At 38.9% G+C, this 24,945-nt stretch carries 24 protein-coding genes and 2 pseudogenes; 22 read left to right on the forward strand and 4 right to left on the reverse strand.

From position 1 onward, the window contains the following. Nucleotides 1–3: 3 nt before the first annotated feature. The 12 genes from PSH50_RS07915 (at nucleotide 4) to PSH50_RS07970 (ending at nucleotide 11,903) form a co-directional block, all read left to right on the forward strand. Nucleotides 4–1,743 carry a bifunctional protein-serine/threonine kinase/phosphatase gene (locus PSH50_RS07915; protein WP_273609505.1) on the forward strand — a complete coding sequence of 580 codons (1,740 nt, stop codon included), beginning with the start codon at nucleotides 4–6 and terminating at the stop codon, nucleotides 1,741–1,743. A gap of 9 nt (nucleotides 1,744–1,752) precedes the next feature. Beyond that, nucleotides 1,753–2,946, forward strand: coding sequence for an alginate export family protein (locus PSH50_RS07920; RefSeq protein WP_273609506.1), 1,194 nt, complete (start codon nucleotides 1,753–1,755; stop codon nucleotides 2,944–2,946). A gap of 208 nt (nucleotides 2,947–3,154) precedes the next feature. Next, nucleotides 3,155–4,681, forward strand: a complete 1,527-nt coding sequence (locus PSH50_RS07925; RefSeq protein ID WP_273609507.1) for an FAD-dependent oxidoreductase — start codon at nucleotides 3,155–3,157, stop codon at nucleotides 4,679–4,681. A 21-nt stretch (nucleotides 4,682–4,702) separates the two neighbouring features. Next, the gene (locus tag PSH50_RS07930) at nucleotides 4,703–7,393 is read left to right on the forward strand and encodes a nitrate reductase (RefSeq protein WP_273609508.1); all 2,691 of its coding nucleotides are present in this window, start codon (nucleotides 4,703–4,705) and stop codon (nucleotides 7,391–7,393) included. Nucleotides 7,394–7,434: 41 nt separating this feature from the next. Next, nucleotides 7,435–8,406, forward strand: coding sequence for a GTP 3',8-cyclase MoaA (gene moaA, locus PSH50_RS07935; protein WP_273609509.1), 972 nt, complete (start codon nucleotides 7,435–7,437; stop codon nucleotides 8,404–8,406). Between the two features lies 1 nt (nucleotide 8,407). Further along, entirely contained in the window at nucleotides 8,408–9,034 is a 627-nt protein-coding gene (locus PSH50_RS07940; RefSeq protein WP_273609510.1) for a molybdenum cofactor guanylyltransferase, read from the forward strand. Then, entirely contained in the window at nucleotides 9,031–9,570 is a 540-nt protein-coding gene (gene moaB, locus PSH50_RS07945) for a molybdenum cofactor biosynthesis protein B (protein WP_273609511.1), read from the forward strand. Before PSH50_RS07940 ends, moaB begins: the two co-directional genes overlap by 4 nt. 1 nt (nucleotide 9,571) lies before the next feature. Next, the gene (gene moaC, locus PSH50_RS07950) at nucleotides 9,572–10,042 is read left to right on the forward strand and encodes a cyclic pyranopterin monophosphate synthase MoaC (RefSeq protein WP_248530958.1); all 471 of its coding nucleotides are present in this window, start codon (nucleotides 9,572–9,574) and stop codon (nucleotides 10,040–10,042) included. After that, the gene (locus PSH50_RS07955) at nucleotides 10,020–10,319 is read left to right on the forward strand and encodes a MoaD/ThiS family protein (RefSeq protein WP_055253241.1); all 300 of its coding nucleotides are present in this window, start codon (nucleotides 10,020–10,022) and stop codon (nucleotides 10,317–10,319) included. The genes moaC and PSH50_RS07955 overlap by 23 nt, the downstream gene beginning before the upstream one ends. Next, complete coding sequence (gene moaE / locus PSH50_RS07960) at nucleotides 10,319–10,777, forward strand: molybdopterin synthase catalytic subunit MoaE (protein WP_248530957.1); 459 nt, start codon at nucleotides 10,319–10,321, stop codon at nucleotides 10,775–10,777. Before PSH50_RS07955 ends, moaE begins: the two co-directional genes overlap by 1 nt. Before the next feature lie 39 nt (nucleotides 10,778–10,816). Next, on the forward strand, nucleotides 10,817–11,182 hold the full coding sequence (locus PSH50_RS07965; RefSeq protein WP_055253245.1) for a hypothetical protein: 366 nt from the start codon (nucleotides 10,817–10,819) through the stop codon (nucleotides 11,180–11,182). Between the two features lie 76 nt (nucleotides 11,183–11,258). After that, complete coding sequence (locus PSH50_RS07970) at nucleotides 11,259–11,903, forward strand: MOSC domain-containing protein (RefSeq protein WP_248530956.1); 645 nt, start codon at nucleotides 11,259–11,261, stop codon at nucleotides 11,901–11,903. Between the two features lie 57 nt (nucleotides 11,904–11,960). On the opposite strand, the gene PSH50_RS07975 is transcribed toward PSH50_RS07970, so the two are convergent. Both PSH50_RS07975 and metG read right to left on the reverse strand, forming a co-directional pair. Beyond that, nucleotides 11,961–12,617 carry a bifunctional 4-hydroxy-2-oxoglutarate aldolase/2-dehydro-3-deoxy-phosphogluconate aldolase gene (locus PSH50_RS07975; RefSeq protein ID WP_248530955.1) on the reverse strand — a complete coding sequence of 219 codons (657 nt, stop codon included), beginning with the start codon at nucleotides 12,615–12,617 and terminating at the stop codon, nucleotides 11,961–11,963. Between the two features lie 256 nt (nucleotides 12,618–12,873). Next, nucleotides 12,874–14,895 (reverse strand): methionine--tRNA ligase, encoded by a 2,022-nt coding sequence (gene metG / locus PSH50_RS07980; RefSeq protein ID WP_064385641.1) that lies wholly within the window; start codon nucleotides 14,893–14,895, stop codon nucleotides 12,874–12,876. A 187-nt stretch (nucleotides 14,896–15,082) separates the two neighbouring features. Here metG and apbC point away from each other — a divergent pair, with 187 nt between their 5' ends. Beyond that, nucleotides 15,083–16,159, forward strand: a complete 1,077-nt coding sequence (apbC, locus tag PSH50_RS07985) for an iron-sulfur cluster carrier protein ApbC (protein WP_273586511.1) — start codon at nucleotides 15,083–15,085, stop codon at nucleotides 16,157–16,159. A 6-nt stretch (nucleotides 16,160–16,165) separates the two neighbouring features. Further along, nucleotides 16,166–16,753: a dCTP deaminase gene (gene dcd / locus PSH50_RS07990; protein ID WP_004587761.1), complete on the forward strand. Its 588-nt coding sequence runs from the start codon at nucleotides 16,166–16,168 to the stop codon at nucleotides 16,751–16,753. A gap of 93 nt (nucleotides 16,754–16,846) precedes the next feature. On the opposite strand, the gene PSH50_RS07995 is transcribed toward dcd, so the two are convergent. Together PSH50_RS07995 and PSH50_RS21195 are read right to left on the reverse strand one after the other, a co-directional pair. Next, nucleotides 16,847–17,506, reverse strand: a complete 660-nt coding sequence (locus PSH50_RS07995) for a type IV pili methyl-accepting chemotaxis transducer N-terminal domain-containing protein (protein WP_273586512.1) — start codon at nucleotides 17,504–17,506, stop codon at nucleotides 16,847–16,849. A gap of 98 nt (nucleotides 17,507–17,604) precedes the next feature. Beyond that, nucleotides 17,605–17,745 (reverse strand): annotated as a pseudogene (locus PSH50_RS21195) (LPD1 domain-containing protein); the annotation flags it as partial. 91 nt (nucleotides 17,746–17,836) lie between these two features. Here PSH50_RS21195 and PSH50_RS08000 point away from each other — a divergent pair. The 8 genes and pseudogenes from PSH50_RS08000 (at nucleotide 17,837) to PSH50_RS08035 (ending at nucleotide 24,938) form a co-directional block, all read left to right on the forward strand. Further along, a pseudogene (locus PSH50_RS08000) lies at nucleotides 17,837–18,897 on the forward strand (transposase). Nucleotides 18,898–19,108: 211 nt separating this feature from the next. Then, nucleotides 19,109–19,585: a GH-E family nuclease gene (locus PSH50_RS08005; RefSeq protein WP_273586513.1), complete on the forward strand. Its 477-nt coding sequence runs from the start codon at nucleotides 19,109–19,111 to the stop codon at nucleotides 19,583–19,585. 2 nt (nucleotides 19,586–19,587) lie between these two features. Then, complete coding sequence (locus tag PSH50_RS08010; protein ID WP_273586514.1) at nucleotides 19,588–20,010, forward strand: hypothetical protein; 423 nt, start codon at nucleotides 19,588–19,590, stop codon at nucleotides 20,008–20,010. Next, nucleotides 20,010–20,429, forward strand: a complete 420-nt coding sequence (locus tag PSH50_RS08015) for a lipopolysaccharide assembly protein LapB (RefSeq protein WP_273586515.1) — start codon at nucleotides 20,010–20,012, stop codon at nucleotides 20,427–20,429. The genes PSH50_RS08010 and PSH50_RS08015 overlap by 1 nt, the downstream gene beginning before the upstream one ends. Before the next feature lie 81 nt (nucleotides 20,430–20,510). After that, a complete protein-coding gene (locus PSH50_RS08020) occupies nucleotides 20,511–21,092 on the forward strand; it encodes a hypothetical protein (RefSeq protein ID WP_273586516.1) in 582 nt (193 codons plus the stop codon). A gap of 327 nt (nucleotides 21,093–21,419) precedes the next feature. Beyond that, on the forward strand, nucleotides 21,420–23,273 hold the full coding sequence (locus PSH50_RS08025) for an HSP90 family protein (RefSeq protein WP_273586517.1): 1,854 nt from the start codon (nucleotides 21,420–21,422) through the stop codon (nucleotides 23,271–23,273). A 23-nt stretch (nucleotides 23,274–23,296) separates the two neighbouring features. Next, complete coding sequence (locus PSH50_RS08030) at nucleotides 23,297–24,376, forward strand: hypothetical protein (protein ID WP_273609512.1); 1,080 nt, start codon at nucleotides 23,297–23,299, stop codon at nucleotides 24,374–24,376. 133 nt (nucleotides 24,377–24,509) lie between these two features. Beyond that, nucleotides 24,510–24,938 carry a hypothetical protein gene (locus PSH50_RS08035; protein WP_273586519.1) on the forward strand — a complete coding sequence of 143 codons (429 nt, stop codon included), beginning with the start codon at nucleotides 24,510–24,512 and terminating at the stop codon, nucleotides 24,936–24,938. Nucleotides 24,939–24,945 lie beyond the last annotated feature (7 nt).

Consider the following 24,945-nt stretch of genomic DNA (forward strand, 5'->3'; position numbering starts at 1 on the left):
CTTATGTTTGATGAAACCCAAAAAGCCAGCGCACTTAAAAACGAACTCAACGTAGAGTTTGGTGGCTATAGCAGCAAAGGTATAAAAACCGAAAACCAAGATGCGTTTGCTGCCCTTAATACTCAAGCGCAAGAAAAAGAGTCAAAAGGGGTTATTGCCTGCTTGGCCGATGGGTGCTCATCAGCAAAAAATGCCAAACAAGCGTCACAGTTATCGGTAACGCACTTTATAAATGAGTATTTAAATACACCACCAAGTTGGGCCGTTAAAAAGTCGGTATCTAAGGTATTGGCCAGTTTAAATCAGTGGCTGTATTCGCAATCGGTTAACTACAATCACCTTGGCCAGCGCCAAGCAGATTGGATGACCACGTTTACAGCGCTTATTTTAAAATCGGCCACGGGTTATATTTTTCATTTAGGTGATACCCGAATTACGCGTTTACGTGCAAAAAGTATGGAAGCAATAACACGCGACCATAAAGTAAACGATACCCTAACGCGAGCTTTAGGCGCACAACTTCATCAAGAAATTGATGTATACGAAGTTGAACTTAAAGCTGATGATATTTATATCCTTACCTGCGATGGTGTACACGATGTGTTGCCATACAGTGATATACAAAAGCTAATTGATGAGCATACTAATTTAGAGCACGCAGCAAAAGCAGTGACAGAGCTTGCCATAACAAGAGGCAGTAACGACAACGTAAGCTGCTTACTTGTAAAAGTGAATAGTATTGCAAAACAAAATTTAGACGAGTTATATCACTCTTTAACTAGGCGGAAGATTCCGCCACCGTTAAAGGTTGGCCAAAAAATTGATGACTTTACTGTTATCCGTGAATTACACGCTAGTAGCCGCTCGCACATTTATTTAGTGCAACAAACACCCGATACGCCGCCTGTTGTATTAAAAGCGCCTTCGGTAAATTTTGAAGACGATGTGCACTACCTTCAAGGCTTTATAAGAGAAGGTTGGGTTGGGCAACGTATTAATCATCCCAATGTAATGAAAGTTTTAAATACGCAATCGCAAAGCCGATTTTTATATCATATTTGCGAATACATGGACGGGCAAACACTGAGTGATTGGAAGCATGATGTGCCGCATCCAGAAATTACCCAAGTGCGCAGTATTATTGAACAAATAGTACAAGCACTTAGAGCGTTTCAGCGCTTGGATATGGTGCACCGCGATTTAAAACTCGATAACGTGATGATAGACGCTCACGGCAAAGTAACATTAATTGATTACGGCACGGTAAGTGTTGCGGCTATGGATGAGTCAGTAAAGCAAATTGCAGATGATTGCCCGCAAGGGACGGTAGATTATACCGCACCAGAGACGCTTATTACTATGCACGCCGATTTTAAAAGCGATTTATTTTCGCTAGGCGTTGTTGCGTACGAATTATTATGTTCAAAATTGCCGTATCAGCCACTGGCGCATAATCAGGTACCAAAAGATTATAGTCACTGGCAATACACAAGTATTCGTAAACACAGAGCAGATATCCCGTTTTGGTTAGATCAGGCTTTAATGAAAGCACTGGCTCCGAAACCCGAATTCAGATACCACGCATTTTCTGAATTTATAAGTGATATCAATAAACCTAATCCACATTTAAAAAGTACCGCCCCGAAAGACTCAATAATGAAACGCGATCCGGTTTTAGTCTGGAAAAGTATTTCGTTGTGTTTATTTATAGCCTTGGTGTGTGTACTCATAATTAAAAATTAAGAGATAAACATGTTAAATCATAAAAAAAACTTACCTATTATTTTTATACTGGGTAGCTTAACTGCGCCTTCAATAAGTCAAGCGGCGCAAACCGATCTTAACTTTAGACTGCGTTTTGAAAGCGCAGAGCAAGATAACGCGTTAAAAGATGCCAGTAGCTTAACGCTGCGTACACGCCTTACTCATAAAACAGATGAAGTGAATGGTTTTTCTGCGCTTATTGAAGTTGAAGACAGCCGAAGCCTGTTAGGTGTAGACGATTACAATAATACATTGGGTAAAAATACTAATTACTCAGTAATAGCCGACCCAGAAACTACAGAAGTAGATCAGGGTTTTATAAAATACGCGAAAGATGCTTTATCAGTTAAAGTGGGTAGGCAAGTAATAGCGCTTGATGGGCAGCGGTTTGTGGGCCACGTTGGCTTTAGGCAAGACAGACAGACTTTTGATGCTGCAACAGTAAATTACACGTTTAATGACATTAACTTGCACTATAGTTACATAAGTAAGCGCAACCGTATATTTGCAGATAGCAAAGATATTGATTCATCAGATCACCTTATCAATGCAAGTTTTAAAACAAGCGTAGGTAAGGTGGTTTTATACAGTTATTTATTAAGTAACGACGCAATAGATGATGACAGCTTAGATACCTATGGCGTTTCTTTTAATGGTAATAAAACGCTCAGCGATATTAAATTTTACTACAAAGCTGAGTACGCCACGCAATCTGCATCAACGAGTATGAGCGATTTTGACGCTGATTATTATGCGTTTGAAGGCGGTATTGATTTAGGCGGTTTAGGTATTGAAACCGTTACATTAAAAGCCGGTATTGAGTCACTGGGTTCTGATAATGGCGATTATGGTTTTGCTACGCCGCTTGCCACAATGCATAAATTTAATGGTTGGGCCGATACGTTTTTAGCAACACCAGCACAAGGGCTTGATGACACTTATGTAAGCTTAAATGGTAAAGCCTTTGACGGTAAATGGTTAGTGGCGTATCACAGCTTTGATGCAAACGACAGCGTCAATGGGGTTGATGATTTAGGCTCAGAGCTTAATGTGCAATACGTTAAGCCTATTAATAAAACGTATGCCGTAGGCGCTAAATATGCCGATTATTCAGCAGGCGATAGCGCGGCAGGCAAAGTCGATACCCAAAAGCTATGGGTGTGGGTAAGTGCTAAATTTTAGCCTTCGTAATTTAAAGCGTTACAAGTTGGTGCAATAGCGTCAGCTTGTGGTGCTTTCACTTCTTTTTCACTGCACCAATCTGGTTAAGTTGCTGAAATATAATACTTATATATCTGGCTTGCATATTGCTATAACAATCACATAACAAATTATACGTTTGAAGTACTCATTTATGCATTGAGTACTTTAAACAAAACAGGTGATTTTAATGCCAAGCAAGCAGCGTGTTGTCGTAGTAGGAAACGGAATGGTCGGGCATCATTTTGTACAGCAACTAGTATCACAACAAGGTGATAGTAAAAATGTTGATATTACAGTGCTCAGTGGTGAAGACCGCCTCGCTTATGACCGCGTACAACTCTCGTCATTTTTTAAAGGTAAAAGCGAAGACGATTTAGCACTTACCTCAAGTAAAACCTATCAAGATTGGCAAGTCAGTTTTCATACTCATTCTAAAGTGGTTGATATAAACCGTGATGCAAAAACGGTTACTACCTCAAAAGGCGAATTATTTGCGTACGACAAGCTAATACTGGCAACAGGCTCATTTGCATTTGTGCCACCAATCCCTGGTAAAGAGCGTGAGCATTGCCTAGTTTACAGAACCATTAACGATTTACACGCCATAAAAAAATCAGCACAAGGTAGTAAAGTCGGCGTGGTTATTGGTGGCGGTTTATTAGGGCTAGAAGCTGCAAATGCGTTAAAGCAGCTTGGCTTGCAAACCCATGTAATAGAATTTGCGCCACAACTTATGGGCGTACAAATAGACGCTGCTGGTGGGCGGTTACTAAAAAATAAAATTACCGAGCTCGGCGTTACAGTGCATACCTCAGTGGCTACAGAGCAAATTATTGAAGGTGAAAACAGCCGTTATAAAATGTGCTTTAAGGGAGGGCAAACCCTAGAAACCGACATGATTGTATTTTCAGCCGGTATTCGCCCGTATGATAATTTAGCTCGCGAGTTTAATTTAGAATTAGGTGAGCGCGGTGGCATTGTAATAAACAACCATTGCCAAACGAGTGATAAAAACATATACGCAATAGGCGAATGCGCCCTTTGGAATAACTTTATTTTTGGCCTTGTAGCACCGGGCTACGCTATGGCAAAAGTAGCGGCGGGGCATGTTTTAAAACAGCTTTCTTCAAGTACAGCTTCAGACACACCTTTAAACAACAATTCAAACAATACTGATGAATTTAGCGGCGCCGATATGAGCACCAAGCTTAAATTAATGGGTGTTGAAGTGGGGTCAATTGGTGATGCCCATGCACGCAGTGAAGGCGCAATTAGCTATTACTTTGAAGATCAGCCAAACGGTATTTACAAAAAAGTAGTCACTAATGAGCAAGGTAATAAACTCATAGGTGCTGTACTTGTTGGCGATACCAGCGAATACGATAACTTATTGCAGTATCACTTAAATAGTATAGAGCTTAGTGTGCCCGCAGAGTCTTTAATAATGCCGCTTGCAGGAGAAACCGGTGAGCTAAGCGCTGATGATTTACCAAGTGATGCCATTATTTGTGCGTGCCACAAGGTTACAAAACACACCATTGAACACGCTGTTATGCAAGGCTGTAACGATTTAAGTGATGTACAGCAAACCACTAAAGCAAGTACTGGCTGTGGAGGCTGTGAAAAATTAGTGCAAAGCGTTATTAGTCGTGCACTAAATAATAAAATAGCCACCCTTATCCCTGTAGATGAACCTGTATCACAGAGCGCTTAACGCTAACAATATGAGAGCAGTATGGAAACTTTAAACACTTGTTCAAACACGCCTTTGCTTAAACAAACTACCTGCGCTTATTGTGGTGTAGGGTGCGGGGTTGATATTTCATTATTAAATAATACCCCAACAAAACTTGAAGGCACGCGCGAGCACCCCGCTAATTTTGGCCGCTTGTGTGTTAAAGGCACGCATTTGCTTGATACCACCGGCAGTGATAACCGCTTAACATCCCCCCTTATTGATAACGAGCCTGCCAGTTGGGATGCTGCAACAAAATATGTTGCTAATAGATTTAACGCCATTATTAAAGAGCATGGGCCGGAATCGGTTGCGTTTTATGTATCGGGGCAGTTACTCACGGAAGATTACTACGTTGCCAATAAATTAATGAAAGGCTATATAGGCTCAGGCAATATAGATACAAACTCAAGGCTGTGTATGTCATCGGCGGTGGCTGGTTATAAACGTGCGTTTGGTGAGGACGTAGTGCCATGTACATACGAAGATTTAGAGCAAACTGAGCTACTTATTTTAATTGGCTCAAATGCAGCATGGACTCACCCGGTACTATACCAGCGTATGGAGCGCGCAAAAAAGCTTAATCCCAACATGAAAGTAGTGGTTATCGACCCGCGAAAAACAGATACAGTCGAGCTTGCCGATACCTTTTTAAATATAAAACCAGGCAGCGACGGGGCACTTTATAACGGCTTACTTAATTATTTAAGTGAACATAGCTTTTTAGATACGCAGTTTATTAACGAGCATACAAACGGTTTTGAAACCGCGCTTGCAGAGGCGAAAAAGTGGAGTGTAAAAGCAGTAAGTGACTTTTGTGATATCGACGCGCAGCAAGTGAAAGATTTTTACGCCTTATTTGCAAAAAGTCCAACCGCCATTAGTTTTTACTCAATGGGTATTAACCAATCAAGCTCAGGGGTTGATAAGTGTAACGTTATTATAAATGCGCATTTAGCGTCGGGCAAATTGTTAAAACCTGGCTGTGGCCCGTTTTCAATAACTGGGCAACCTAATGCAATGGGCGGGCGTGAAGTAGGTGGCTTAGCAAATCAATTAGCAGCACATTTAGACATTGAAAACGAAGCGCACCAACAGTTAGCGCAGCGTTTTTGGCAATCACCAACAATAGCTAAAAAAGCAGGGTGTAATGCGATTGATATGTTTAATGAAATCGCCAAAGGTAAAATAAAAGCTATTTGGGTAATGGCAACCAACCCTATGGTGAGCCTACCTAATAATGCAGCAATACAAAATGCACTTGAGCAATGTGAGCTGGTGGTTGTGTCTGACTGTATTGCCAAAAGTGATACGCTAAAATTTGCTAATGTGGCGTTTCCATCAACCGGATGGGGCGAAAAAAACGGCACAGTGACTAACTCAGAGCGCAGAATATCAAGGCAGCGCCCGCTAGTTGAGCCTTTCTCAGGGGCTAAAAACGATTGGCAAATAATGTGCTTAGTTGCCCAAAAAATGGGTTTTGAAGGATTTGATTTTACAAACCCAAGTGGCATTTTTGAAGAATGGGCACAACTTACTGATTTTGAAAATAACGGTGAGAGGCTATTAAACTTATCAGCCTTAGTAGGGCTTTCGCAGCAGCAATACGATAACTTAAAACCCGTTATGTGGCCGGTACTAAAAAATGAGCCATATAAAAACGGGCAGGTTTTTGTTAATAAACAATTTAGCACCGCAGATAAAAAAGCCCGCTTTATACCTATAACGCCCAAACTTCCTGTGCAGCAAACATCAAGCGATTACCCTTTTGTAATGAACTCAGGGCGAATACGCGACCAATGGCATACAATGAGCCGCACTGGGAAAAGTACAGCGCTTTCTACCCATATAACCCGCCCATACATTGAAATAAACCCCATTGATGCCAGCAGACTAAATATAAAAGCAAACGATTTAATAACGGCCAATGCTAAAACGGGGCAAGTCACGGCTCATGCCAAAGTAACGGATGCCGTGCGTAAAGGTGAGTGTTTTATGCCTATTCACTGGAACAAGCAATTTGCCTCATCCGCTACGGTAAGTGGGCTTTATCAATCGGTTGTTGACCCTATTTCGGGCCAAGCTGAATGCAAACATGGTGCCGTTGATTTAGTTAAAGCGCAGTTTGCTCAGTACATGCAAATTTTTAGCAAAACTGAGCTTAATATAAAAAGTGATTTTTGGCTTAAAGTTAACGCAAGCAATTGTGTTAATTACCAGTTAGCGCTAAATGAGGCACAAAATGACTTACTTTATTACTGCCAAACCCTTACAGGGTTACAAGGGCAGTGGTCGGCAATGGGCAGTGCAAAAGCAATGCATATTCAGTGTATTCAAAACGAGCAGTTAGTGTTTGTTGCGGTTGTTTCGTCAGCTCAAAAAGACATATCACTTGAGTGGATAAATCATTTATTTGCAGAGCCTTTAATAACCTTTAGCCAATTACAGTCATTGCTGTATGCCACGCCCGATGAAGAGTTTACCCAAGGCGCACAAGTATGTAGTTGCTTTAAAGTACGTGAGCAACCCATTATAAATGCTATTAAAAGTGGTGCAAATACAGTGGAACAGTTGGGGTCTAAATTAAAATGCGGCACTAACTGTGGCTCGTGTAAAACGCAGTTAAGCCAATTAATAAAGCAACATAGTACAAAAAACGCTAACAGTATTGATGTTGCGGTTGTCATTTAAAGTGCTATTTAGAAAAAATAACATAAACACCAAGGAAGCATATGCTTAATGATCAATTTGGTCGGGAGTTTAACTATTTGCGCCTCTCAATTACCGATGTGTGTAACTTTAGTTGCACCTATTGTTTACCAAACGGGTATCAGTGCGATACCCCGCGTAACTTTTTAAATAAAAGCGAGATAAACACCTTAGTAAATGCGTTTGCGCAACTTGGCACAAAAAAAGTGCGTATTACAGGTGGCGAGCCGTGTTTACGCAGTGATGTAACCGACATTATAAAGCAAAGTAAAAACACGCCAGGGATAGAAAAAGTAGCCATAACAACGAATGGTTTTAACTTATTTAATAAAATTGATGAGTTTTACAATGCTGGCTTAGATGCGCTAAACATTAGTATTGATAGCTTAAACCCAAGCATGTTTAAATTAATTACAGGGCACGACAAGCTAACCCATATTCTAAAAGGTATAGACCGGGCAATTGAGCTGGGCATAAAAGATATAAAAATAAATGCAGTGCTTGCTAAGCAGTTTAATAAAAACCAATTGAAGGATTTTTTAGACTGGGTGAAGTATAAAAAAGTAACGGTACGCTTTATCGAATTAATGGAAACAGGCAATGGTGCCGCCTTTTTTGAGCAAAATCATTTAAGCGGGCTAAGTGTTAAAACGCAGCTTTTAGCACAAGGTTGGTTACAGGTAGTGAGAGGTAAATTAAACGGCCCTGCAGAGGAGTTTTGTCACCCTGATTTTGAAGGCCGCATTGGCTTAATTATGCCCTACAGTAAAGATTTTTGTAAAAGCTGTAACCGATTAAGAGTATCGTCATTAGGTAAACTACATTTGTGCTTGTTTGCCGAGCAGGGGATAGACTTACGAGCGCATTTAAATGCGCAAGATACACCAGCCACTGTAAACGCTATTCAAGCAGCAATGGGCAATAAAACTATTAGCCATGAGCTTGATAAGCGCTTAACGGGCGCCACAACCCATTTAGCTATGTTGGGCGGCTAAAATGAGCAATAAAACAGTGTTTACAGGGGTTGTACTCGCTGGTGGGCAATCATCCAGAATGGGCAGCGATAAAGCCAACCTCATTTTAAAAAATAACACATTACTACAAAATGCATGTGAATTATTAAAAGCAGCAGGAGCAAGTAATGTACTTATAAGTCGTAATGTAAAAAGTGCTAATGGGCAATATATAGCTGACATATACCCAGATTCTGGCCCGCTTGGCGGGATTTATTCAACCTTAATGGCAACAGAGCAAGATATACTTGTAACCGCTGTTGATATGCCATTGCTTACTTGCACGTTATTATCGCAAATTACATCTGCAGGGAGCGATAATTCCCACTTTCAAACAAATCAACCACAAATACATGCGTGGCACTTTGAAAATGAACCGTTACCCCTGTATATTCGTAACACCCAAAGCGTTAAACGTCATTTAAAACAATTACTCATAAACGCAAATAGTCATAAATCAATTAAACAGTTTACCCGTAGTATTGGTGTGCAAACGCTAAAATGTAATAAAGCGCACGCACTTGTTAATACCAATACACCGGCGCAATTTAAAGCTGTTAACGAGCAATTTGACCAACACAAACCTAATTTATTGAGAAGAACCCTATGAGCCACACAACTGAGTCACAAATAGCATTAAATATTGCAGTAATGACAGTAAGCGATACACGCGATGAAATTACGGATACGTCAGGCCATTATTTAATTAGAGCCCTTAGCGAGGCTGGCCATCACTTAGCGGATAAAGACATAGTTAAAGATGATGTTTATCAAATGCGAGCAGTTGCATCACAGTGGATTGCCGATGACACCATTCATGCCATTTTAGTAACCGGTGGTACGGGCTTTACCGAGCGCGACTCAACACCAGAGGCATTTGCGCCGCTGTTTGATAAAAGCGTAGATGGATTTGGCGAGCTATTTAGACATATTTCGTACGGCGAAATTGGTAACTCAACTATTCAATCGCGTGCGTTGGCAGGCCTTGCCAATAACACAGTTATTTTTTGTATGCCTGGCTCTACGGGCGCATGTAAAACAGCCTGGACAGGTATTATAAAAGATCAGTTAGACTCAATGCACAAGCCATGTAACTTTGCCCCGCATATTACGATTGGTAAAAAATGCGAATCACGAGAGCAATAATATGCTGAGCCACGTAGACGAAAATGGCCAAGCAAACATGGTTGATGTATCGCTAAAAGAGGTTACTCTGCGCGATGCATCTGCCGAGGCCTACATTAAAATGAGCAAACAAGCTTTTGAGCAAGTGTTGCTTAATCAAAATAAAAAAGGTGACGTGCTAGGCGTTGCCCGTATTGCGGGTATTCAGGGCGCTAAAAAGTGCGCTGATTTAATTCCGCTTTGTCACCCGCTGGCACTGAGTAAAATAGCCGTTGATTTTGAACTTGATGAAGCAAATAGCCAAATTAAAGTTACTAGCTACTGTAAATTAGCAGGTAAAACGGGCGTTGAAATGGAAGCACTCACCGCTGTATCTGTGGCGACCCTTACATTATTTGATATGTGTAAAGCCGCCGACCCGCTTATGGAAATACACGGTATGCGTGTAACGCAAAAAGCAGGAGGCAAGCATGGTAGCTGGCAGCGAGACTAATTTAAATGATACTGATGCAGCTGCAGGGCATGTAAACGTACTGTTTTTTGGCCAACTAAAAGAGCGCCTAAAGTGCGATAAGTTAACCGTTGATATAGCGCATACCCTTAGCATTAAAGCGTTTAAACACATGCTGGTTGAGCAAAACCCACATTGGCAGGCATGGCTTGAAGAGCGTGATGTATTGTGTGCGCTTAATCAAACTATGTCATCAAGCGATGAGCTTGTAAAAGCAGGGGATGAACTTGCTTTTTTCCCACCCGTTACAGGTGGCTAATGAGTATAAGCATTAAAGTACAAACGCAGGATTTTTCAGTAGGCGAGCAACATGACGCACTTTGCAGTAATAACAAAAGTGATGGTGCCGTAGTTACTTTTACAGGGCTGGTGCGAGAATTTAGTAGCGGCGATAACGTAATCGCGCTTGAGCTTGAACACTACCCAGGTATGACTGAGCAACTACTGCAATCGATAGCCGATCAAGCGCAAACACGCTGGCAACTTGCCCGTATAAGCATTATTCATCGAGTCGGCTATTTAGCCCTTGGTGAGCAAATTGTATTTGTAGGGGTCACCTCCCGCCACCGCCAAGCCGCGTTTGAAGGCGCACAATTTATAATGGATTACTTAAAAAACCACGCCACGTTTTGGAAAAAAGAGCATTTTAAAGACTCCTCAAACTGGGTTGAGTTTAAACAAAGCGACAAGCAAGCGTTAAACAAGTGGGAAAAGTAGGTCTGTGTAAGCCTATATAAATGCGTTTATATAATATTAATGAAAAAATTTATCTCAAAAAGAGAATCAATAGAGTCAGCTTACCTTTGGATAGCGGCTCTACTTATTTTTATAATTATGTTAGAGCTATTAACTGGCTGGTCAATTGGGTCCAAAAGCTCTCCGAGTCAATCTTTAAATATTAATCCGGAGCAGTTTTGGCTGGAAATAAAACTTCAATGCGGTTTTGTTTCATGGGCAATTTTTAGAGCTTTTATTACATTCCCACTTTTTAGAGCGACTTACAATGGTATGCTTCGCTTTAGAGAAAAACACAAAACCATAGCAAATATCCTTTTCTATGTACTTACCCCTGTATTTGTAGTGTTTCTTATTTTAACTTTGTTATATATTTTTGACTTATAATCTTACTTTGTTGATCATCAAGGATGAATGATGAAACTTACGCACTCTTACTTTTAGCTATAATCAAAGGTTTAAGATGAAAATAATCTCTACCAACATCTCTAAAATAAAAACGGTTGTTCATAACGGCAAAGAGATCAAAACCGGTATTTTTAAAACGCCAACCAATGAGCCGGTTGTTATTGAAAAGCTAAATATAATAGGTGATGAACAAGCCGATTTAGTCAATCATGGCGGGGTGGATAAAGCGGTTTATGCGTTTTCGCACAATCATTACGATTATTGGAAGCGGACCCTTAAAAATGATGATTTAGCAGTCGGTGCCTTTGGCGAAAACTTCACAATTTCAGACCTTGATGAGCAAAATATTCATATAGGCGATCGTATTCGTATAGGTACTGCACTACTTGAAGTAAGCCAGCCCCGTGTGCCGTGCTTTAAATTGGCTATTGCACTTAATAATAAACAAAGCCTAAAACTGTTTACTCAGTATTACCACACGGGTGTTTATTTTAGAGTGCTTGAGCAAGGTGTTGCTAAAACGGGCGATGCCGTGACTTTTGAACATAAAGCTGAGCATAACATTTCGGTTAAAACGTTGTTTCAGGCCTTTTTTGATAAACACTACCCAGATTATGAAAGCGTATTATTAGCAGCACTTGAACTACCCGAGCTTGCACTTGAGTGGCAGACTAAAATCAAAAAGAAATTGGGGAGTTAAAAGAGCGTTATTAAAGCTATATTACCCTTAATAAAAGCTCACTTTTAGCTGTATTATTTAGTTTGTTAAGTGAGCGACCGCTGATATGTATTTGCACACCAATTGGCTTAATGTGTCGTATTGCTGTTTGTTATTTATCGGCTTACTAAAATCACTACTTACCGCCACTGCGCATGCCCCCGCTGTAAACCAATGTGTTAGGTTGTCTAAATTAATGCCGCCTACGGGCATTAATGGCACATCAGAAAAAGGCCCCGTTAGCGCTTTAAAGTAATTAATCCCCATACTGCCTGCCGGAAAAACTTTAATAATATCGGCGTTATACTCTATGGCATTGGCAATATCGGTAGGGGTGAGTGCGCCCATTAACACAGGTAAACCATGGCGGTGAGCAAGCTCTACCACGGCTTGATTAGTATTTGGTGTAACTATAAATTGCGCACCGGCATCAATCGCTTGTTGCGCAAGGGCGGTGTTAATTATTGTGCCTGCGCCAATGAGTGTATTTTTATAAGCAGCGCGTGCTTTTGCTATTTCTTGCTCAAAGCCAGGTGTATTTGAGGTGATTTCTAGCGCGTTAATGCCTGTATTAACTAAGCAATTAATTAAAGGGGCTACATCGCTTTGTTGCTTTAAGCGAAGTATAGCAACTAACTTATGTTGCTTAATTTGGTTGCTTATTTTTATTCTGTTGGCATTTAAAATTTGGCTCATAATGTCACTTCACTTTATTTAATACAGAGTCACACGTGTAACAGCAATCGGCAATAATACTTAATCATTTTGGGGCTAAACGCGTTAAAAAGCACTCACTTTGATCATTTTGAATAACTAAATAGCGAGTTTTTGTCTAGTTATCAACACGCTTTTGCACCCTCAAAATAGCACACTTAATTAAATGGATTGGTATAAACGTTTTTTTCTCATAAAAAAACCGCTGAAATATCAGCGGTTTTTTATAAGTAATAAATTACATTACACGCATGCCTGGCTCTGAGCCATCGTCTGGGTTAAGAATGTAAATTTCTTTACCGCCAGGGCCTGCAGCTAATACCATACCCTCTGACATACCAAAGCGCATTTTACGAGGTTTAAGGTTTGCAACCATTACAGTCAGTTTGCCTTCAATGTCTTCTGGTGCGTAAGCCGATTTAATACCAGCAAACACTTGGCGTGTTTCGCCGCCTAAATCCAGCGTAAGTTTAAGTAGCTTATCGGCGCCTTCAACATGCTCTGCTTTTGCAATTTTAGCAACGCGTAAGTCAACTTTTGCAAAGTCATCAAATTCAATTTCATCCGCAATTGGCTCTTTTGCAAGTGGGCTATTAGGGTCAATTGTTACTTTTGATTCTAGGCTTTCTTTTGATTCTTCAACCATTTTGTTCACTTTATCCATTTCTACACGTTGCATGAGCGGCTTAAATTTATTGATAGGATGTGCAACAAGTGCATTTTGAACGCCATCCCATGCTAAGTCGTCATTTAAAAAGGCTTCTACGTTTGCAGCCATACCTGGTAATACAGGTTTTAAATAGGTAATTAAAACACGGAACAAGTTAAGGCCAAGCGAGCACACTTCGTGCGCTTCTTGCTGTTTTGCTTCATCTTTAATGAGTACCCATGGCGCTGCGGCATCAATAAATTGGTTTGCTTTGTCGGCTAGGGCCATAATTTCACGAATTGCGCGGCTGTATTCACGGTTTTCATAGTGGGCAGTAATGCTTGGTGCAGCAGCTTGAAATTCTTCAAGTAGTTCTGGCTGCATAATTGTGCTACTTAATTTACCGTCAAACTTTTTAGTAATAAAGCCTGCACAGCGGCTTGCTATGTTTACTACTTTACCTACTAGGTCTGAATTTACACGTTGTGCAAAGTCTTCTAGGTTTAAATCAAGGTCAATAATACCGCTGTTTAATTTAGCTGCGTAGTAATAACGTAAGTACTCTGGGTCTAGGTTATCAAGGTAAGTACGTGCTTTTATAAACGTACCCTTTGATTTAGACATTTTCTCGCCATTGACGGTTACAAAGCCATGTGCAAACACGTTAGTTGGCTTTCTAAAATTAGCGCCCTCTAGCATGGCTGGCCAAAATAAGCTGTGGAAGTAAATAATGTCTTTACCAATAAAGTGATAAAGCTCAGCATCAGAACCTTCAGCCCAAAATGCATCAAAGTCGAGGCCTTTTTCGTCACATAGATTTTTAAAGCTTGCCATGTAGCCAATTGGCGCATCTAGCCATACGTAAAAGTATTTGCCCGGTGCATTTGGAATTTCAAAACCAAAGTAAGGCGCATCGCGGCTAATATCCCACTGTTGCAGGCCATCGGTAAACCACTCATCTAACTTATTCGCCATTTCTTGCTGAATAGAGCCAGAGTGTAGCCACTCTTTAAGCATGCCTTCAAATGCTGGCAGGTCAAAAAAGTAATGCTCTGAATCTTTTAAAATTGGCTCTGCACCTGACATTACCGAGCGCGGGTTTATTAATTCGGTTGGGCTGTAAGTTGCGCCACACGAGTCACAGCTATCGCCATTTTGGTTTTCAGACTTACACGTTGGGCAAGTGCCTGTTACAAAGCGATCTGGTAAAAATATGCCTTTTTCAGGGTCGAATAACTGTGAAATAGTGTGCTTTTTAATATGACCCGCATCATTAAGGCGGTTATAAATAAGCTCACTCAGCTCTTTATTTTCTGAGCTGTGGGTGCTGTGGTATTTATCAAACTTAATGTTAAAGTCGGCAAAGTCGCGCTGGCGTTCAATGCTTACATTTTTAACCATTTCTTCAGGCGTGATCCCTTGCTTTTGCGCATTAAGCATAATTGGCGTGCCGTGAGCATCGTCGGCGCAAACATAATAAGCTTCGTGGCCTTGTAGCTTTTGAAAACGTGACCAAATATCAGTTTGAATATATTCCAATAAATGGCCTAAGTGAGTAGGGCCATTTGCATAAGGTAATGCGCTGGTAATGAGGATCTTTCGCTGCGTCATAATCATTCCGAATTGAGGATAAATCACCATTTTTACTACAAAAAAGGCGGTTATCATTAATTTATCCATAAGCTTTGGACTAACGGTACGCGCAGCTTATGGATTTTTGTTAATTGACTGGTGTTAATGCCCTGAATGTTACATAATTCTGTGGCACTTTTCATCAAAGAAACGCTATTTAATTGCTATGTTTGGACTGTCGAAACTATTCTCCTCTAAATCGGTGCAAAAACAACCGATTATTACTGCCTTAGCGGCGTATCGAAGCGCGGCATTTGCCGTAGGTATTGATGAAAGTTTTATTGATACCATTTCGCAAAATGACGATAAATCAATACACATTAAAATAACGCTGCCATTTGCGGCTCAATCAGAAATGCCGTTAGTTGAGCAGCACGTAAGTGAAAGTATAAATACACCGGTTATCATAGACTCTGCGGTGACTATAAAAGAGCCTGCGAAATTTAAAGCCATTAAACACATTGTGCTGATTGCCTCAGGTAAAGGGGGGGTAGGAAAATCCACTACCGCTGTAAATTTAGCCGGGGCGCTTAAAAACGAAGGCGCAAAAGTAGGGATTTTAGATGCTGATATTTATGGGCCATCTATTCCTATGCTTTTAGGGCTTGTGGGTGCAGAGCCACAAACCAAAGATAACAAACTGCTTCAGCCATTTGATGCCAACGGCATTAAAGCGCAATCAATCGGCTTTTTAGTGCCAAGTGATGACGCAACGGTATGGCGAGGGCCAATGGCATCGGGAGCGCTCAACCAATTATTAAACGAGACAGATTGGGGCGAACTTGATTACTTAATTGTTGATATGCCACCGGGTACGGGCGATATTCAGCTAACAATGAGCCAAAAAGTGCCTGCCAGCGGCACTGTTATTGTGACGACACCGCAAGATTTAGCCCTTGCCGATGCGCAAAAAGGCATTGCAATGTTTAATAAAGTTAACGTACCTGTGCTTGGGCTTATAGAAAATATGAGTCACTACATTTGTAGCCACTGCGGTGAAGCCAACCATGTATTTGGCAAAGATGGCGCAGAAAAACTTGCCCATAAACACGGCGTACCGGTGTTAAGCCATATTCCACTTGCCATAGATATTCGTGAATACTCAGAGCAAGGTAAATTAATCGCCAGCGATACCAGCGCGGCTATTAGCAACACATACAGCGCAGCGGCAAGATTGATTGCCAGCACGCTTTTTTATCAGCAGCACCAACACAGTGTTGAGATAGTGATAACGCAGGACTAAGAAAAAATGAGACTCTCAGATACCCATATTAAAGAATATTTAAGCGATGGCCGCATAGTGATTGAGCCTGCGCCGACTAACGAAATGATTTCGGGTGTGACAGCCGATTTGCGTTTAGGGAACAAATTTAGAACCTTTAACGCACATAACGCAGCGTACGTAGATTTAAGTGGCCCTAAAGATCAGTTAAATAAGGCTATGGAATCAATCATGAGTGAAGAGATTGAGCTTGCCGACGGCGAAGCTTTCTTTTTACACCCAGGTGAACTGGCATTGGCCATTACCCATGAAAAAGTAACACTTCCTGCCGACATAGTAGGCTGGTTAGATGGTCGTTCATCACTTGCCCGCTTAGGTTTAATGGTGCATGTAACAGCGCACAGAATCGACCCAGGTTGGAGTGGTAATATTGTTTTAGAATTTTACAATTCAGGTAAGTTGCCACTAGCGCTGCGCCCAATGATGAAAATTGGTGCAATGAGCTTTGAAATGCTTTCAGGGCCCTGCGAAAACCCTTATAACATTCGTAAAGACGCAAAATATAAAGATCAAAGTAGTGCGGTAGCAAGCCGCATTAGCGACGATAACCTATAACAATATAAAACTATTAAGCGTTTAAATGGCTTTGTTTTGCTAGCTTAAACGCTTAATAATTTATACCAATGTGCATTATTGCTTAAACTGATATTAAATGTGTTTTTTATTTCTGGCTTTATAAACGAGTAAAAACTCGACTAATATAGATAATAAAATAACTATAATTACAATGCCTTGAATAGTGTGTAGCCTTTTAACCCTGTCAACACTCTCTTTTTCGTACTGCATAACTACCGTATTAAACGCTTTTAACAGCGGCTCTTTTGCTAAAGAAAAAAAGCTTTCTTGCGCTGTATCTAAATTAAGTGTTTGTGTTTTTAACTTTAGTACTTCTTCAACTCTATCTGAAAACATACTTAATTTTTTATCGACATTAACAGGCTCTTTAAAATACATTGCTAACAATTCCTTAGATAGCGGGCTTTCATCGCCTAATACTTGCGCCCCATAATGCTCACTTAATAAGTATTTATGATTATTTTTTAAAGAGTTTAAAGCATTAATGGCCAGTAATTTAGAATCCTGCGAGCCATACATTAAGTACTCTAAAGTAAACATACTCACCCGTTGCGAAAGCATTCTTTGTTGACCACTTACATTTACGAGTTTTCCAGTATCGGTTTGCGCTTCAATGACTTCATCAAGCATAAAGTGAATACAGATAGATAAAATTGCAATTACAGTTAAGGGAACAATATAAACAAAAGAGATAGTGCCATGCTTTTTATTTGAAAAATCAGTATTTACCATTTAATTGCTACTTATTTTAAAATTATTAATGCTTTAGGATAGGATAGATTAAATATAAGATTTTTCACGTAATTAAAGTTTACAAGGTAGTTTGTGGCTTATTGAGATTTATGAAGTGCATAACCTAGTAGTTCAAAATACTTATTAAGGGCTTTATTTGCTTTATTAATATGCTCATTATCAGGGTAAATTAAATTACTGCTTTTTAAGCCACTTACCAAAAAACTATTTTGTATAGAAACAAATAAACTAGACACTCACCCTAATTTGTAAAGTTTGGCTAACTAAGTACTAGGCTTTTGTCAGTGTAAAAAACAAGCAGGGTGTCTTATGGCAATCGCAAGAAGGCGTCAAGTAAGTTTGGCTGATACAAAATATTACCAATGTATCTCGCGTTGTGTTCGGCGTGCATTTTTATGTGGCGAAGACCATTTTACGGGGCAATCTTACGCGCATCGAAGAGGGCGGGTTGAAGATAAGCTGCTTGAGTTAGCTAAGATATTTTGTATTGACGTCTGTGCTTATGCAGTAATGAGTAACCACCCCCCATTTAGTGCTGTATGTAGATGATAAAAAAGTGAATCGCTTAAATGACAAAGCGGTTGTCATTCGCTGGTATAAACTCTGCAAAGGCACGTTACTCACGCAAAAATACATACAAGGTGAAAAGCTAAGTAAAACTGAACTTATCTTTTTTAATCAAACAGTCAAACAATACCGCGAACGTTTATCAAGTATTAGCTGGTTTATGCGCTTATTGAATGAAAATATTGCTCGTAGAGCAAATAAAGAAGATAACTGCACAAGTAGATTTTATTCGCTGCCATCCATGGCGCTCACCCTTCAGGCTTCCTAACGGCATTCAAATTTATTCCATACAACTTTGTGGGAAGGGTGTTTCCTTAAGATAAAAGTAATCTCAAGCACTCCTTGATGAAACCGCACTTGCGGCCTGTATGGCGTATGTAGACTTGAACCCCATCAGAGCCAAAATGGCAAATACACCAGACGACTCTGACCATACAAGTGTTCAAAGGCGCTTAACAAGTGTAACAGAAGGTAAGCTACCTAAACAGTTACTTCGCTTTGCAGGCATGCCACGTCAAATAATATCAAAAGGGTTACCGTTTGAACTTAAATTGTACCTTGAACTGGTTGAATTAACAGGGCGAATAATGCGAGAGGATAAACGCGGGTATATTGGTAATATAAACCTTCCTTTGTTAGAAAGGTTAAATATATCCCCAGAAAACTGGTTAAAACTGACTACGCAATTTGCACGCGTATTTCACGGGGCCGTTAATAGGCCATCATCACAAGCAAGTTACTGTGAAAACTTAAATAGAAAACGGCGCGCGAATATTTGTAATTGCAAAAAGCTTCTCGCATAAAACTTAATCAACTCTAGTAAAACTATTCAGTAATAAATCACAACTGCACCATGCAGTTATTTTCATGCGTGTAATTTAGGTTTAATAGTGGTCATGTTTTATTTAATGGGTTAAATGAAAAGATTCGATTAAGAAAGGTAAATTTTTAACCTAAAAAGTAGATTTTATGGCACAGTTTGGCTTGTACAATTAGAGTGGCTGTCTAGTTTAGTTGTTTCGTAAATGGCAGAGCTTAGAGGATGAAGGAGGTAACGATAATACTAGAAATCCAAATAGGCTCTCTGATAATCTAAGAAATGCAGTACCTGCAAGCCTCCCTAAAGCTAAGAAAAAACGTAAAAAGTCATTACGTCTGAAGTACCTAGGTCGTACACCAGGTAAAAAATCGCGAACAGGCAAAGAAGTAATTAATAGAATGAAAGCGCAAGGTATAATAAGGTCTTCTTTTAAAGGTACTGAATTTCAAGCTAGTAATGGAAAGTGGTACCCTTTATCCGAAGCTGATATGGCACATGAGCCAATGGATGCGGTAAAATACTGGAATACGACTGGGCGTAAACATGGTCCAAAATCTAAACAAGTTCGAAAATGGATGTTAGATTCAAATAATTATACTCTAGATCATTACAGTTCTAATCGCTCAGCTGGAGCTAAGCTGAAAGAGCGCTATAAACCACCACTAGGATAGATATGAAAAACTTACCTGTAAATTTGAGAGATGAAATTGATGCACTCTATATCGCGGCCTATGAAGCATTAGAAAAAAAAGATCTTAATACGGCGAAAGAGCAAGCAGAAAAAGCATGGGAGTTATTACCTGAGCCTAAATTCGACTGGGACGTAACTCTCAGCTTTGTATCTGGAATTTGCGAAATGTATAATGAGTTAGGATTTTATAAAAATGCTCATAAAATAGTTGATCAACTATTTAGCTCAGATCATTTAGATGACTATGATGATGGACCTGTATTTTTAAAGGGAGCCATATATTTTGAGCAAGGTGAGTTAGAGTTAGCAAAAGTGTGGTTTGATAAAGCGAATACAATATCTAAGGGGCGCTGCTTTGTTAGTCAGCCGAAGAAATATAAAACTTTCTATAGTGAGTGCAAATAATGGATATCCATGATCAAATAGAGCAGTATTGTGAACAAGGCAATGACTTGTTCGATGAAGACGATTTTTTAGGGGCTATAGCCATTTGGCAAAAAGCGCTTGATTTAATCGTTGACCCTAATGAAGATTGGAATGAAGTACTTTGGCTCAAAGTTTCGATTGGTGATAGTTTTTACATGACTGATGAATATGAAAAGTCTTTAGACTCTTTATTGGACGCCTTAAATTACCCTGAAGCAAATGAAAATCCATTTATTCACTTTAGAATAGGGCAATGTTATTACCAACTCGGAGATAAAGGTAGTAGTAAAAATTCACTGTTAAAAGCATATATGCTTTCAGGTAAAGAGATTTTTGAGGAACATGAAGAAGAAGGGCTGTTTTTTTATGGTTTTCTGTCTTCTGTAATCAATTTTTAGATTTAATTTATTGTTGTTTTTATAATCTTTTACGGTACAATTACCTTTATTAGGGACGTTTAAATGTAAAAGGATATAATTATGCTAAAAACTAAATATATTGCATTAGCAATTACTTTAGGCTCAATACCACTTCAATCAAATGCTGCTGTTTTTGATGGTGCGTCACATTGCTCTGAAGATGTAATTTATAAAACACAGGCGCTGAATAACCTAATAGCCTCTGTAGGTGACATTCAAGCTCTAAAAACCAAGGCTTTAGAAAAAGTTGGTTCAACCGAAAACGGTTACTTTCTTTTCGATCCTCAGTTTTCTCGTTCAGCTCGCTACTTTAACTGCAGTGTTCCACTAAATGACTCTATTGGTAATTTTGAACTTGTCATAAATGGTATTACTGAAGGGTTGAACAGCTCTAATGGTGGCTGTTTTATCTCTCGTATGCGCAAGGTTAGCGATGGTGGTCAGAGTAAATGGTTCAGGTATGGCACTGGGAAAGGGTTTGATTGGATAGATTTATCAGATCAATCTAATAGTTCGAAGCAATTTGTTTCATATTCAGCAGATCTAAATAATAATTTTGAAAGTGATGCTATTCTTACTATGAAGTGCCGCACTACTTGGCAAACAGGCTCTGTTTCAATTGGACAAATAGAAATTAAATAAATAAAAATTAGTCCCTAATTGAAAGGCTTAAAGTGCTACTTTAAGCCTTGAGCGTTAATTTATAACTGCTACTCATTAGCAATAATAACATTTCCCTTAAGAATATTATTAGCCCCGCTACTTTTCCCCTACATTATTTTAATAAACATAAAGATAACCATTAATGCTCTTTTTAATAAATTTTTATAAAAACGCTCACTATATTAAATTAAATAGTTAATTTAAAAGATAAGTTTTTGTCTTAAAGTAAAAATTATTATAAAACCGCTTAATTTTATACAAAGTTTATGGTAAAAATCAGGGCGAAACTAACATTTAAGGATGAATATGACAGACTCAAGTAAAAATATTGAGCAAAGGTTTTTAGTAAACCTTTCAGGGATCATCGATATATTATCTAAGCACTTATACAGTGGGCCACATGTTTTTATTCGTGAGCTATTACAAAACAGCACTGATGCTATTTCTGCAAGGCATAATTATAGTGACTCACGAAGCGAGCTAGTAGGCAATATTAGCGTAACTTTAATTCCTAAAAATTCAATTCAATCTCAATCGCAGCTTATTATTGAAGATAATGGCACGGGACTGACTGAGGCAGAAATACATCAATTTTTGGCCGTTATTGGTGAGTCATCAAAAAAAGAATTATTAGATAAACAGCAGCATGACTATATAGGTCGGTTTGGTATTGGTTTGTTGGCTTGTTTTATGGTCTCAAACACTATTTGTTTACAAACCCGCAGTATTAAGCAAAAAGATAAAGTACTACAATGGACGGGGAGCCCTGACGGTACTTATAAAGTTATTGAAATTGACCAGCAAATGGAAATAGGAACGCGTGTTTTATTAACTGCAAAAACTGAAGGTGAAGATTATTTTACTCACAGCTCACTAACCCATTGGATGCAATACTACGCCAGTTATTTACCTTACCCGATCACCTTAAATACACCTTCAAAAACTAACTTTAGAATAAACGCATCAAAACCACCGTGGCTATGGGAAAACCTATCTAACAACGAGTTTTTAGATAGGGCAATATTAATAGGCGAAAAATACTTTAAAGGTCCTTTTTTTGACACCATAACCTTAGAAACGAAAGCAGGTAAAGTAAAAGGTTTGGGTTACATTATTTCGCATGCCACCACAGAGCATCAACAGCAGCACTTAATTCATTTAAAAGGAATGCGGTTAACAAAAAGCGGTCAAAATATTTTGCCGGACTGGGCCTTTTTTGTTCGTACTATTATTAATGCTGATGATTTAAGACCTACCGCTTCACGCGAGGCACTATACGAAGATGCTACACTACTTGAAGCAAAGCAGGAGCTTGGTGAACAGCTAATAACCTACCTTGTAAATATGGCAGAAAATGCACCCGAAAAATTTGAGCACTTTGTAAGTTGTCATCAAATGGCGCTAAAGTCACTTGTTTTAGATAATCATTATTTTTGTTTAAAAATAACACCATTTCTTAAATTCGAAACAAACTTAGGCAGTATGACTTTAGGTAATTATATTGAAAAATATAAGCATATTACTTACGTTGAAAATGTGGATAGTTTTCGTCAATTTGCTCAAATATCGAGTGCAAAACAAGAGTGTTTAATAAACGGCGGTTATGCATATTGCACTGATATATTAAATTTATATGCGCATCTTAGCAAAACGCATATTGAGGTACTTGACCCGCAAAGCTTAGTTGGTCAGCTTAGTGATACTGATATAAACCCAGCGTTATTAGCTGAGTTTATAAACAAAGCAAACACTGTAATGAGTGACATTTGCCCAAACATCAGTGTAAAGCAATTCAAACCAGAGCAAGTGCCTGCGCTTTATATCAGCTGCGAAAAGCAATACTTTATTAAAAGTGCAAAAATAAACCAAGTTGAAAGTGACGAACTATGGTCTGACATTATTAATACAGTAACAAAGCCAATAGAAAGCTATGTATTTTCTGAATTATGCTTAAATGCAAACCATGAGTTAATTACTTCACTAATTCACTGCAATGACTTATCTCAACTCCAACAATGTTTAAAAATAATTTATGTACAATCACTTTTAATGGGGCATTTTCCTCTTAATAAAAATGAAATGGATATTTTAAACACCGGCTTAATATCTATGATGACAACGAGTTTAAACTTTCAAAGTAATAATAAAACCCAGCACTAAGTTATTGTTTAAGGACAAATAATATGAGCACTGTAAATGAGTTATTACTCACAGCAAGTCGTTTAAAAGATGGTGACCCAGTAAAAATAAAGTTAGGTGAGGAAGCTATTTTATTAGCCGATCAAAGTAACGATATTGAATTAAAATACCGGAGTCGGGTTAGTTTAATTGAAGATGCTGCATTTGCCGGGCAGCCTGAAAAAGCACTCGTTAATTTTGGTTGGTGTATTGCGCAATGCGAAAAATACCCAGAGCGATTTCCTTTAACCAATATGCTGTGGAAATATAAATATGTAATAGATTGTGCTATTGGTTTTCATTCTATAAGCCGGGCTAAGTTAGAGCAGTTAATAGATAATATGAAGCAACATTACGCTCAAGCAGGTTTTAGCTTAAGGCCAGTACATTACATGCAAGCCCAACTTTATTTAAGCATGGGTGAACTAGATAAGAGCCTTGAGCAACTGCAAATTAGTCAAGGTTTAGAAAATGACCGTTTTGCAGATTGTGCAGCATGTGAAGTCCATTTTATGGTCGTGCTACTTACCGCGTTAAGTAGGTATTCTGAGGCATTAAATACCGCATTACCTTTAATTCAAGGTAACCAAAGCTGTGCCGAAGTACCTCATTTAACCTTGCCAGAATTACTTATTACCGCAAGCCAGCTGGGTAAAGATGACTTAGGGCAAATGCTACTTACTTCTGGCTATCAACTTATTCGTGACAATCCAAATTTTTTACATCAGGTTGGCTTACAAATACAGTATTGTGCTATTCATAACTTAATTGAAACCGGCACAGACAGAATACAAAACCATTATGATTGGCTTTCTAAAAACATAGATCAACGAGGTCACTACCAATATTACTTAGGTATTTCTATGTTATTAAAATCAATACTAAACAATGGTAAAACATCAATACTCTTAACGATGCCTAAAAGCTTTGAAATATATAATGAAAATGATAGGTACAATCCTACAACCTTATTCGATTATTTTTATAATAAGGCTTCGCAGATTGCCCAGGCTTTTGATGAGCGAAATGGGAATGATTTTTATCAATTTCAAATCACACATAAATTAGAAATGATTAAATTATAACTCTATGACTAAAAGGCCAGCTTATGTAGCTAGCCAACTGGTAGCGTTTACTTCTATAAAGCCAGTCTGTAGCTAATTAAGGATATGGGATGTTCGATACAATTGACGATATATACATTCATTAGGACAAGCAATGTTTAATGCTCTGCCTGATGAATGGGATACAGCCATATTAACGTTATTAATGGATAAAGTTAACGTTTCAGTAGTAATGCATCAGAAATATTTAGATAAAAATGATTTCACAAATTATAAATACTTTAGCGTCAATAAACGAAATGGGCTTGCTTATGAATCAAAAGCCTCTGATGCCTTCTATGCGCTTTATCACCTTATGCAAAAAAATGAAAATGATGTCCCTTGGAACAAAGCGCGTGTTGAAATAACTTCGCAAGGTGATTTTTCAATTGATTTTAAATACGACAAAGACTTTGCTTTGTACAAATCGCTTGATATTGATAGTCAAGAATATGAAGATCTTGAGATAGACGTTATTAATAAAATTAAGTCTTGGGACGGTTTACCTGGAAGTTACCCTAAGTATTGGGCTAAAACACAATAGAGCTAGC

It is taken from the genome of Pseudoalteromonas sp. Angola-7 (assembly GCF_028599255.1).
Classification (GTDB): domain Bacteria; phylum Pseudomonadota; class Gammaproteobacteria; order Enterobacterales; family Alteromonadaceae; genus Pseudoalteromonas; species Pseudoalteromonas atlantica.

Excerpts from the sequence above, each read along its gene's own strand:
- PSH50_RS07915 (WP_273609505.1), top strand. The coding sequence starts at position 4 with ATGTTTGATGAAACCCAAAAAGCCAGCGCACTTAAAAACGAACTCAAC.
- PSH50_RS07920 (WP_273609506.1), top strand. The coding sequence starts at position 1,753 with ATGTTAAATCATAAAAAAAACTTACCTATTATTTTTATACTGGGTAGC.
- PSH50_RS07925 (WP_273609507.1), top strand. The coding sequence starts at position 3,155 with ATGCCAAGCAAGCAGCGTGTTGTCGTAGTAGGAAACGGAATGGTCGGG.
- PSH50_RS07930 (WP_273609508.1), top strand. The coding sequence starts at position 4,703 with ATGGAAACTTTAAACACTTGTTCAAACACGCCTTTGCTTAAACAAACT.
- moaA (WP_273609509.1), top strand. The coding sequence starts at position 7,435 with ATGCTTAATGATCAATTTGGTCGGGAGTTTAACTATTTGCGCCTCTCA.
- PSH50_RS07940 (WP_273609510.1), top strand. The coding sequence starts at position 8,408 with ATGAGCAATAAAACAGTGTTTACAGGGGTTGTACTCGCTGGTGGGCAA.
- moaB (WP_273609511.1), top strand. The coding sequence starts at position 9,031 with ATGAGCCACACAACTGAGTCACAAATAGCATTAAATATTGCAGTAATG.
- moaC (WP_248530958.1), top strand. The coding sequence starts at position 9,572 with ATGCTGAGCCACGTAGACGAAAATGGCCAAGCAAACATGGTTGATGTA.
- PSH50_RS07955 (WP_055253241.1), top strand. The coding sequence starts at position 10,020 with ATGGTAGCTGGCAGCGAGACTAATTTAAATGATACTGATGCAGCTGCA.
- moaE (WP_248530957.1), top strand. The coding sequence starts at position 10,319 with ATGAGTATAAGCATTAAAGTACAAACGCAGGATTTTTCAGTAGGCGAG.
- PSH50_RS07965 (WP_055253245.1), top strand. The coding sequence starts at position 10,817 with ATGAAAAAATTTATCTCAAAAAGAGAATCAATAGAGTCAGCTTACCTT.
- PSH50_RS07970 (WP_248530956.1), top strand. The coding sequence starts at position 11,259 with ATGAAAATAATCTCTACCAACATCTCTAAAATAAAAACGGTTGTTCAT.
- PSH50_RS07975 (WP_248530955.1), bottom strand. The coding sequence starts at position 12,617 with ATGAGCCAAATTTTAAATGCCAACAGAATAAAAATAAGCAACCAAATT.
- metG (WP_064385641.1), bottom strand. The coding sequence starts at position 14,895 with ATGACGCAGCGAAAGATCCTCATTACCAGCGCATTACCTTATGCAAAT.
- apbC (WP_273586511.1), top strand. The coding sequence starts at position 15,083 with ATGTTTGGACTGTCGAAACTATTCTCCTCTAAATCGGTGCAAAAACAA.
- dcd (WP_004587761.1), top strand. The coding sequence starts at position 16,166 with ATGAGACTCTCAGATACCCATATTAAAGAATATTTAAGCGATGGCCGC.
- PSH50_RS07995 (WP_273586512.1), bottom strand. The coding sequence starts at position 17,506 with ATGGTAAATACTGATTTTTCAAATAAAAAGCATGGCACTATCTCTTTT.
- PSH50_RS08010 (WP_273586514.1), top strand. The coding sequence starts at position 19,588 with ATGAAAAACTTACCTGTAAATTTGAGAGATGAAATTGATGCACTCTAT.
- PSH50_RS08015 (WP_273586515.1), top strand. The coding sequence starts at position 20,010 with ATGGATATCCATGATCAAATAGAGCAGTATTGTGAACAAGGCAATGAC.
- PSH50_RS08020 (WP_273586516.1), top strand. The coding sequence starts at position 20,511 with ATGCTAAAAACTAAATATATTGCATTAGCAATTACTTTAGGCTCAATA.
- PSH50_RS08025 (WP_273586517.1), top strand. The coding sequence starts at position 21,420 with ATGACAGACTCAAGTAAAAATATTGAGCAAAGGTTTTTAGTAAACCTT.
- PSH50_RS08030 (WP_273609512.1), top strand. The coding sequence starts at position 23,297 with ATGAGCACTGTAAATGAGTTATTACTCACAGCAAGTCGTTTAAAAGAT.
- PSH50_RS08035 (WP_273586519.1), top strand. The coding sequence starts at position 24,510 with ATGTTTAATGCTCTGCCTGATGAATGGGATACAGCCATATTAACGTTA.